The organism is Armatimonadota bacterium (genome assembly GCA_035527535.1).
Taxonomy (GTDB): domain Bacteria; phylum Armatimonadota; class Hebobacteria.
This window is the reverse complement of sequence record DATLAK010000064.1, coordinates 1-9,762: the sequence shown is the minus strand read 5'-3', so window position 1 is coordinate 9,762 and position 9,762 is coordinate 1. Positions and strand designations below refer to the sequence as shown.

The following is a 9,762-nucleotide window of genomic DNA, read 5'->3' as shown; positions in this document are numbered from 1 at the left end:
ACTCTAGCGCATGAGGCAGCGGCATGGGAAGACGCTCGCAACGCTATCGCAACCAGCGTGGACTGGCGCTTTACCACCCCTGATGCGCGCATCAAACTCAAGCGATTATACCCATCAATATAATATTGACGGAGCACTAGTTTCAGAAAGGCAAGCAGGAAAAAGCGACCCCGGCCAAGAACGGGTGTTTGATTGCACACTACATCTTAGCCGAGGTCGCAGCCATGTGGCTAAGCTCCAACGGGTCGGGGCCGCCATGGCGGCCTTTCAGGCCTAGCTATCACAGCAACAGCTCTTTCAGTTCGTCACCGATCTGGTGCCTTGCTGGCGCAAGACGCGCCGCACCGTGCTCGCTTTGGGCGTGGGCGCGCCGATTGCTCAAGACGACGTTAGACCGCCTCTCGGCGGACAGCGGCGACGTCGGTTGATATTGAATGTGTCACTACCCACTGCACTCTCGACGACCGACGGCAACGGCGCGCCGGCCGAGAAGGACTACGACGCGGCGGGACGAATCACGGCGGTGCGCAATCTGAATCGCGAAGGGTTAGTGGCGGCGACGCCGGCCACGCTCGTGGAGGGACCCGCCATGACGGGATCATGCTTCCCACCGCTGCGCTGCAATGTTCGCGTCAGCGCTCTGCTCGCCCATTGGGCTTCGCTGCTGGCTGTGCTCTGTCTCGGCTGGTGGTGCGCCGCGCCTGCCGAGGCGGCAGCCTCGCTCACACAGCGGCCGTTCACGCTGACGGCCGCGCTCGACAGCCAGGCGAGCCTGGAGTTGGAGGTGACGGCGCCCGCAACGATTCGCCTGGCCGCGGACTGGACCACGGGGCCGGGGCGACTCGCGCTGAACATCCCTCGCCGCTCATATTGCGCCGGTATGCGCGGTGATTCCCTGGAAATCGCTTTCGATGGCACGGTCTATCTATGTGGCTATATCCGTACCGCCGAGTCAGTCTTGGGAAATGCACTCACTGGCAGCGTGACCGCTCTGTTAGATGATGCACGAACCCGCTGCGCCGACACTGCTGTGACCGTGGACCAGATACCCTCTTGCACAGATTGCCGCTATGCTCTGGTCTGTGCAGGAGGATGCGGCGCATTGGCGTATCATGTGACAGGCGATATGCATGGGTCGCATCCCTGTTGTGCTGACCTCTATGCTCTGCTGCACGAAATCGAAGACGACCTCGCGAAGGGGCGACTCAATGACTAGACTGCAGTCCTGGCAGCACTGCATCACGAACCGTCCAGCCTAGTAAAGAAGTACTTGTAGGAGAGAGGATCATGGGCGAACCGATAAGGCTTGCGGACATGGCGTGGGTGGATGTCTACGAATACCTGCAGAAACGGCGAGCACTGTTGATCCCGATCGGCACCTGCGAACAGCATGGACCGCACCTGCCGCTGGCCACCGATCTCATCGTGGCGGAGCGGCTCGCCGAGGCGCTGAGCGCTCGGACTCAGGTGCTGGTGGCGCCCCCCATCAACTATGGGGTCAACCTGGCCGCCGACTACCTCGTAGCGGGCACTGCGGGCGTTGATCTCGATTGCCTGCGCACGATGCTGCGCCAGGTGGTGCGGGAGTGGGCCGCGCAGGGCTTCGACACGTTCTTCGCCGTGACCGCCCATGCGTGCTCCCTGGGAGCAGAGAGCTTCGCGCACGAAACGGCCATACGCGAGGCGCTCTCGAGCTGCATGCTGGAAGTGAAATGCCGCGCGTACCTGCTTTTCCCGTATTGGATATCGTGTGCTGACCTGCTCACGCACGAGACGAACGCCGAGCATGCTTCCGAGATGGAGACCTCCCTTCTCCTGCACCTGTGGCCGAGTTCGGTGCATCTGGAGCGCGTTGCGGACGGCTCGGGCGCGGCGCCGGAGGAAGAGGAGGAGGAACTCCCGGCTGCCTACGCGGTGATGCACCACATGCCATCCCTTGACCTGCCGACTCCGGAAGCGTACGAGAGCTACGAGGGCACCCCGCAAGCCGGAACCGCCGAGAAGGGGAGGCTCATCTTCGCGCGGTGGGTGGATCAGCTATCGGTGCTGATGGGGGAGCTGATGGCGGAGATCCGTTGAGTTCCGCCGGAATGGGGAGTGGCGTCACCGGCGCACGGGGTCAGCGCGCTGTCGGCGGTGAGGCCAGAAGGGAGGGACAGGTGCAACCAGGCTGTGACGTGCTGCTTGTCTCGTGTCCTGCCGCGGCCGGGATGTTCCTGCGCACCGCCGCCACCGTCGCTTGGAAGATGGCGCGCAGCAGGCAAGACTAACCGGGCGCCGCTCCGCTCATGCCGCCGGAAGTCCCCGCGGCCGTGTCGTGTTAGCAGTAGCGGCGAGGGTTGCCGGCAGGGGCGTCACACGCGCCCTTGACACAGTCTCATCATGTAGTCCAGGTAATGTCGCAGGAGCAGGCACTGTTCAAGTTGGTCGGCATCGGTGCACCCCGCCTCGAGCTGGTTCAGCGCCGCCGTCGCGTCCGCCGCGAGGCTGCGCACTACGTTGCGGAACATCCGCAGTTGCTCGTCCGCAGACTTCTGGCTCGCGCGCCGGGTGGCGACGTTGGCAGCGGGTGCCGTATGCATGGTGCCTGCTCCTCCTGTCTCTGAGCCGCTTCGGTTCGCCGCGGCCGCGCGTCCGGAATCGAGTGCCCAGCCGAAGGCGTCCCGCCTATGACCGTATCCAACCGCGCAGACGCATCGCCTCGGTCACGCGCCCCAGCGCGACACAGTAAGCGGCGGTGCGCATGTCGGTCTGGTACTGCTGCGACGCGGCCAGCACATCCCGAAAAGCTTTCGTGATCTTGCCGTCGAGTCGCTCGTGCACGTCGGCTTCCTCCCAGTAGAGCGACTGGCGGTTCTGCACGGTCTCGAAGTACGACACGATGACCCCGCCGGCATTGCACAGGAAGTCGGGGATGATGAACGCGCCCTTTCGGGACAGAATGTCGTCGGCCTCGAGCGTGGTCGGGCCGTTGGCCCCTTCGGCGATGATCCGGGCCCGGACACGATCCGCGTTGGCGGCGGTGATCTCCCTCTCCAGCGCGGCGGGGATGAGGATGTCCACCTCCAGTTCCAACAGATCAGCATTGCTCAGAGGAACCGTGTCAGGTAGGCCCATTACCGCGCCCGTCTCCAGCTTGTGCGCGGCCGCGGCGGAGGAATCAATGCCGCGCATGTTCGTGACGCCGCCCCTGGAGTCGCTGATCGCCACCACGCGGCAGCCCAGCAGGCGCTCCGCCAGCAGCGCCGAGTAGGAGCCGGCATTGCCGAAGCCTTGCACGGCTACGGTGGCGCCCTTGGGGTTGACCCCCAGATGCTTGCAGGCTTCGCGGATGGCGAAGATGGTGCCGCGGGCGGTTGCATCTCCGCGCCCGTGCGACCCGCCAAGCGCCAGCGGCTTGCCGGTGATTGCGCCCGGGCAGTAGTGGCCGGTGAGCTTGCTGTACTCGTCCATCATCCAGCCCATGATCTGGGGATCGGTGTAGACGTCGGGCGCCGGGATGTCGAGATCGGGGCCCAGCACGCGATAGACGGCGTCAATGTACGCCCGCGACAGCCGCTGCAACTCACCCGCCGACATGTGCTTGGGATCGCAGATCACGCCCCCCTTGCCGCCCCCAAACGGGATGTCCGCCAGCGCGCACTTCCACGTCATCCAGCACGCCAGCGCGCGAATCGTATCCACCGTCTCCCCTGGATGGAAACGAATGCCACCCTTGGCTGGCCCGCGCGCATCATTGTGCTGCACCCGGTAGCCCTTGAACACTCTAATGCTGCCGTCGTCCATGGTGACCAGCAGCGATACGTGCAGTTCTCGCATGGGTTGGCGTAGAACAGCATGAACCGCCGGGTCCAGATTCAGCACCCGGGCAGCCTTGTCCAACTGCGCCTGCGCCATCTCGTACGCGCTGCTCTCTGCCGCGGTGACAACTGCGGTGGTCATCTTCGGCTTCTCCTCATTAGTGCCTGGTATCGAACGTCAGGCGGAACCCCGCTACCTTCCGCCTGCAAGCAACATCGCCGCACCGCACCCGTGTGCCGTGGTGCGGGTAACCCCTGACGCCAGCACCCGGATCTGCGTCCATTCGTCCCACGCTAATCTATTACGACTATTAGCAGCACTTACCTGCTAAGAATATGCGCAGCACTGACTCCCTGTCAAGTGGCAGTTCCGGGCGTCATCGGCTTCGTCGGGATCAGCCGGTTAGGCGGCGGAACATGCCAAGGGTTCTCGCTGTCCCCGCGCCCTCTTGCGTCTCGGATTCCCGTCATGCTGGCGATGTGATATGATTACGTGGGCGTTGCCAGGGGCCGTGCTGCTGCCAGATAGCACAGGAAGACTCATGCAAAAAGAGATCCGCGTCAGCACCGGCGTGTCGTGGCTCGACGACCTGCTCGGTCAATTGCGCATCGGAGAGAACGTGGTATGGGAGGTTGACGCGGGCGCCAACGTCGAGGCGTTCATGCGCGCCTTCCTGGAGGCGAACATCCGGGGCGGCACCAACGCCGTCTATGTCTCCTTCAATCATTCGCCGGTGACGATGAAGGAGAGACTCGGTGACCTCTTCGACGAGCCGCAGTTCATCCTGGTTGACTGCTTCACGGACGGCAAGGGCCACAGCGATCCGGTGTTTTCGCGCTTTTACGACAGCGCCACCGAGCAGGACTTGGCGCACGTCGTGCGCGTGACCAACCCCGCGAGCGTGGAGGCTTTCACCGAAACCGCCAACGCCATCGAGGGCAGGGCGGGGGTGGGCGCCAAGTACGTGTTCGACAGCCTCACGGGGATGCAGGATCTGTGGGCCGAGACATCCCGAGCGTATCGCTTCTTCACCTACGCCTGCCCGCGGCTGTACGACCTCAAGACCATCGCCTACTGGGTGCTGGAGAAAGAGGCGCATTCCTCGTCGTTCCGCGCCAACCTCAAGCATGTAACCCAGGTTGCGGTGGATCTGTCCCGCGTCGAGGGCGGCTATGCGCTGCGGCTCGTAAAGGCCGAGGGGCGCGCCTTGGGCGCCGAAGCGGAGGCGCCACATCGCTACCAGGACGTCCGCGGCAAGCTCAACCTCGTCGCCGACAGCAGACGCGAGCTGCTGCGGCTCGGCAAGCTCATCCGCGCGGCGCGCTTGCAGCGCGGCATGTCGCAGGCGGAGCTTGGCGATTTGCTCGGCGTGACCGCGAGCACGGTTTCCCAAGCCGAGAACGGCCTCATCGCGCTCTCGCTGCCCAACCTCTTCGCAGTGGCGCGCAAGCTGGAGCTGAACCTGGCGACGGTGCTCGACGGCCACGAGATGCCCAAAGACGCCGTCACCATCATGCGCCAGAAAGACCGCCCGCGCAGCCGCGTGGCTGGCAGCAAGCGGAAGCCGGTCTATGTCGAGCGCCTGCGTGACCTCGACCTGGTGGGCGATGTGGAGCCGCTGATGGTGATCGTCCCGCCCGGCGCCAAGCTGAACAAGCACTTCTCTCTGCGCAAGGGCACCGAGTTCGGACTCCTACTGACCGGGCGTCTGCATGTGGAAATCGCCGGCAGAACCCGCGAGCTCCAACCTGGCGACAGCATCTACCTGGAGAACGACGTGCCCAGCGCGTGGAGCAACCCGGCGGCCGAAGAAGCACAACTGCTGTGGGTCGTGGCCCTCAGGTGACCGCGCAGCACGCCTGCCGCGGAGCTGCCCGGCAGATTGCGGCGGGCTCGCTGTCTTGGGCCGGCTTAGCTGGTCTCACGGCGCCGACGATTATTCGGGGGCGCATGTTTTCACCAGCGTGAAGGTAAACGGCCGACGCATGTCGTAATACACACCCACAGGCGGGTTTTCATGCCTGAATGGCAGCGGTCCGACGGCGTGGTCGGGCGCGACTGTGAGCGGTTCGAGACGATGGCGTCTCGGTGCGAATAGCATCGGGGCGCCTTTTTGTTTGGGGGGCGCAGGGATTCAACCGCACGGGTCGCACCGAGCGCCCGGAGTGGGAATCTGGAGCGAGCAAAGGAGGACGAAACTCATGCCTTGGTACAACGAGAACTCACGGTCCACCAGCGGCACCGCGCTGCGGGTGCGCGATGCCACCCCCATCAGCGGCATGTGCCCGCTGTGCATCCGCGAGTGCAACGTGCTGTGCGAGATCAGCAAGTCGGCGTTTCGCGGGCGCGAGGTGCTGTATCCCAGCCCGGAGGCGTTCGGGCACAGCACTGCCGCCTCCAACAAGGACTACCTGTTGAACTGGTCCGATGTGCAGATTCAGGTCGAAGTCCTGGGCGCCGAGGGCATCCAGGCCGACCCCGACCACGCCACCTTCCCCAACGTGGACATCTCCACCACCGTCGGCGGGGTGCCGCTCAAGGTGCCCGTACTCCTCGCCGGCATGGGTTCCACCGACGTCGCCACCCGCAACTGGGAGGCGCTGGCCGCCGGCTGCGCCATCAGCGGCACCATCCAGACCGTGGGCGAGAACGTCTGCGGCATGGACCCGGAGGCGACTTACAAGGACGGCAAGGTCGTCGAGTCCCCCGGCATGCGCTGGCGCATTGATTCCTACCGCAAGTTCTGGGACGGCACCCACGGCGACATCGTCGTGCAGACCAATGTCGAGGATCAGCGCGGCGCGGTCGAGCTCTATGCGCTGAAGGAGCTCGGCGTCAACGTCATCGAGCGCAAGTGGGGCCAGGGCGCCAAGGCCATCGGCGGCGAGGTGCGGGTGGACAACCTGGAGAAGGCGCTGCTGCTCAAGCAGCGCGGCTATATCGTTCTACCCGATCCCACCGATCCCGCGGTGCAGGAGGCCTTCAAGGACGGCATCTTCGCCACCTTCGAGCGCCACAGCCGCGTCGGCTTCCCCGAGGAGAAGAGCTTCATCGAGGACATTGCCTGGCTGCGCGAGCAGGGGGCGAAGAAGGTCTTCCTCAAGACCGGCGCCTACAACGCGGCGGCGGTCGCCTTCACGCTCAAGTGCGCGTCGCAGGCGAAGATTGACCTGCTGACCTTCGACGGCGCCGGCGGCGGCACCGGCATGAGCCCGGTGCCGATGATGAATGAGTGCAGCACCCCGACGCTCTACCTGCTCGCGCAGGTGCTGGAGGGCGCGCGCATCCTCAAGCACAAGGGCAAGTACGTCCCCGACATCGCCTTCGCCGGCGGCTTCGTCAACGAAACCCAGATCTTCAAGGCCATCGCCGCCAGCAACTTCGGCGACGGGCCGTTGATCAAGGCCATCGCCATGGGCCGCTCGCCGCTGACCGCCGTCATGAAGGCCGACTATTTCGTGGAGCTGTCCGGCACCGGCAAGCTGCCCGCGGCCTTCACCAGTCTCTACGGCAACGACCCCACTCACTTCTTCGTCGCCAGCACCGAGCTGCGCGAGAAGTACGGCGACAAGGTGGGCAAGGAGATACCGTGGCCGGCGGTGGGGCTCTACACCTATTTTGTGGATCGGCTCGGCGTCGGGCTGCAGCAGCTCATGGCGGGCTGCCGCAAGTGGAAGCTCAACCTGCTCGACCGCAGCGACCTCGTCGCCCTCACCGAGCGCGCCGCCAAGGTCACCGGGCTGCCGCTGCCGGAGGAGGCGGGGCACGAGGCATTTGCCCGCATCCTGGATTTCTGAGTGACCGCTGGATAGCGGTGATCGTCGCGTAGGGGCGCAGAGTGCTGCGCCCCTACCTGCCATCTGCAGTCTCGCCGGTGGAGGATTACCCCCGGCCCCGGCGAACAGTAGTCGGCAGCACGGGGGTGATTCCTTGCCGCCCAGCCGGGAACAGACTGCCGAGCTTGTCCGTCGGATCGTGGACGCGGCCCATCCGCTGCGCATCATCCTCTTTGGCTCCGCCGCGCGCGGCGAGATGGGACTCGACAGTGACGTGGATGTGCTGGTGGTGATGCCCGACGGCACTCCCCGGCGCGAGACCTCGCGGTTTCTGCACACACAGCTCTTCGGCATTCCCTTCGGCGTTGACATCCTGGTCACGACCCCTGAGCACCTGGAGCGTCATCGCGACAACATCGGCCTCATCTACCGCAGCATTCTCGCGGAGGGCAAGGAAATCTATGCCGCATGACCCCGGATCGCCGGCCTCCTGGCTGCGGTTCGCACGCAGCGACCTCGCCATCGCCCGACAACCAGCAGCGGGCGATGTGCTATTGGAGACTCTGTGCTTCCACGCGCCGCAGGCGGTGGAGAAGAGCATCAAGGCGGTGCTGGTTCACAGTGCAGTTCCTGCGCCCAGTCTCCACAGCATCGAACGTCTGATTGACCTGCTTCCCCCGGACCTCCCACGCACCGCCGATCTCATTGCCTCGGCCCAACTCACCGACTACGCCACCGTCTTTCGCTATCCCGGCGAAGAGACGCCCGTCTCGAATCAAGAGTACCGCGAGGCCTTGCGCCTGGCAGAAGCGGTGGTTGCATGGGCGGAGGGGGTGGCGGCGGGCCGTTCGGTGTGAGGCGCCCAGCTTCGTCGGCGATTCCAGTGGCCGCCCCGAGGTTGCTGCGAGAGGTCCCCATTGTGCCGATAGATCTGCGTAGTGACACGAGTTCGACCCCCGACGACGAGATGCGCGAGGCGATGCGCCGCGCCGCCGTCGGCAACGACGGCTTCGGCGAGGACCCGACGGTGAACCGGCTTCAGGAAACGGCGGCCGCGCGCCTGGGCAAGGAAGCCGCCCTCTTCGTCCCCAGCGGCACCATGGCCAACTTGGTGTCCATGCTCACCCTGTGCGAGCGCGGCGACGGCGTCGTCGCCGGGCGCAACTGCCACATGTTGACCTTCGAGCGCGGGATACCGGCGCTTGCGGGCATCGTTCCGCTGGTGGCCAACGACGAGACCGGCGCTCCCGACCCGGATGAGATCCGCGCTCTGCTCGGGCGGCGCAGCTTTGTGCGCCCGCGGGTGCTGGCGGTTGAGAACACACACAACTTCGCGGGCGGCGTGCCGCTGGATTTCGCGCAGATGGCGACTTATGCTGCGCTGGCGCGCGAACGCGACCTGAAGCTCTACGTGGACGGCGCCCGTGTCTTCAACGCCGAGGTCGCGCTCGGCACGCCTGCCGCCGAGCTATGTCGTGACGCCGATGTCGTCTCTTTCTGCCTGTCGAAGGGGTTGAGCGCACCCATCGGCTCGCTGGTGGTCGGCGGCGCGAAAGACATGAGCCGCGCGCGGGAGATGCGGTCGCTGCTGGGCGGGCAGATGCGCCAGGCGGGCGTGATCGCAGCGGCGGGTATGGTGGCGCTGGAGAAGATGATCGAACGCCTGGCGGATGACCACCGGCGGGCGCAGCGGCTGGCGGAGGGTCTGCGGGGCCTCGCTGGCCTGGGGGTAGAGCCGCCACATACCAACATGGTGCGGATGCATGTCGCGCGCGCCGGCCTCGACGCCCAGGGATTCGTCAAGGCGATGGCCGCCCGCGGCGTCCTGGTCTTGCACTACAGCGCAACCGTCGTACGCATGTGCACCTACCGCGACATCACCGACGCCGATATTGATGCGACGATTGCCGCGGTGCGCGAGACGATGGCCGCGGGGTGACACCTGCGGTCGGACAGCGCCCGCCCTGCGGCGGTTCGGTGATGCTGAAAGCGGAGGAGGCGCAGGAGGTGATGACAAGCCCGCAGTGGAAAACCTAGCTGGGAGGCGACGCAGTGCCGCGCGTGGTCGTCATCGGCAGCATCAATATGGACTTGGTGGTGCGAGCGGAGCGCCTGCCGCGCCCCGGGGAGACCATCCACGGCGACGAATTCCACACCATCCCCGGCGGCAAGGGCGCCAACCAGG

The 9,762-nt window shown here is 65.5% G+C and carries 11 protein-coding genes; 9 read left to right on the top strand and 2 right to left on the bottom strand.

Features of this window, described 5'->3' with window-relative positions:
* The 3 genes from VM221_03985 to VM221_03975 form a co-directional block, all read left to right on the top strand.
* Positions 1 to 123 (top strand): IS630 family transposase (locus VM221_03985; protein HUT73981.1); only part of this gene is annotated, 123 nt, incomplete at its 5' end.
* 301 nt (positions 124 to 424) lie between these two features.
* Positions 425 to 1,216, top strand: a complete 792-nt coding sequence (locus VM221_03980) for an SPASM domain-containing protein (GenBank protein HUT73980.1) — start codon at positions 425 to 427, stop codon at positions 1,214 to 1,216.
* 71 nt (positions 1,217 to 1,287) lie between these two features.
* Positions 1,288 to 2,079 (top strand): creatininase family protein, encoded by a 792-nt coding sequence (locus VM221_03975; protein ID HUT73979.1) that lies wholly within the window; start codon positions 1,288 to 1,290, stop codon positions 2,077 to 2,079.
* Positions 2,080 to 2,354: 275 nt separating this feature from the next.
* Here the strand turns inward: VM221_03975 and VM221_03970 are convergent, their stop codons facing one another.
* Positions 2,355 to 2,582 (bottom strand): hypothetical protein, encoded by a 228-nt coding sequence (locus tag VM221_03970; GenBank protein ID HUT73978.1) that lies wholly within the window; start codon positions 2,580 to 2,582, stop codon positions 2,355 to 2,357.
* Between the two features lie 85 nt (positions 2,583 to 2,667).
* Positions 2,668 to 3,942 (bottom strand): Glu/Leu/Phe/Val dehydrogenase, encoded by a 1,275-nt coding sequence (locus tag VM221_03965; GenBank protein ID HUT73977.1) that lies wholly within the window; start codon positions 3,940 to 3,942, stop codon positions 2,668 to 2,670.
* A 400-nt stretch (positions 3,943 to 4,342) separates the two neighbouring features.
* Here VM221_03965 and VM221_03960 point away from each other — a divergent pair, with 400 nt between their 5' ends.
* From VM221_03960 to VM221_03935, 6 genes are all read left to right on the top strand, one after another.
* Positions 4,343 to 5,647: a helix-turn-helix domain-containing protein gene (locus VM221_03960; protein ID HUT73976.1), complete on the top strand. Its 1,305-nt coding sequence runs from the start codon at positions 4,343 to 4,345 to the stop codon at positions 5,645 to 5,647.
* 355 nt (positions 5,648 to 6,002) lie between these two features.
* Positions 6,003 to 7,598 carry a glutamate synthase-related protein gene (locus VM221_03955; GenBank protein HUT73975.1) on the top strand — a complete coding sequence of 532 codons (1,596 nt, stop codon included), beginning with the start codon at positions 6,003 to 6,005 and terminating at the stop codon, positions 7,596 to 7,598.
* Positions 7,599 to 7,731: 133 nt separating this feature from the next.
* Entirely contained in the window at positions 7,732 to 8,049 is a 318-nt protein-coding gene (locus VM221_03950; GenBank protein ID HUT73974.1) for a nucleotidyltransferase domain-containing protein, read from the top strand.
* Positions 8,039 to 8,434 (top strand): HEPN domain-containing protein, encoded by a 396-nt coding sequence (locus VM221_03945; protein ID HUT73973.1) that lies wholly within the window; start codon positions 8,039 to 8,041, stop codon positions 8,432 to 8,434. The genes VM221_03950 and VM221_03945 overlap by 11 nt, the downstream gene beginning before the upstream one ends.
* Positions 8,435 to 8,496: 62 nt before the next feature.
* Positions 8,497 to 9,516 carry a GntG family PLP-dependent aldolase gene (locus tag VM221_03940; protein ID HUT73972.1) on the top strand — a complete coding sequence of 340 codons (1,020 nt, stop codon included), beginning with the start codon at positions 8,497 to 8,499 and terminating at the stop codon, positions 9,514 to 9,516.
* A gap of 113 nt (positions 9,517 to 9,629) precedes the next feature.
* Positions 9,630 to 9,762, top strand: a 133-nt coding sequence (locus tag VM221_03935; GenBank protein ID HUT73971.1) for a PfkB family carbohydrate kinase, incomplete at its 3' end; no start/stop codon positions are given.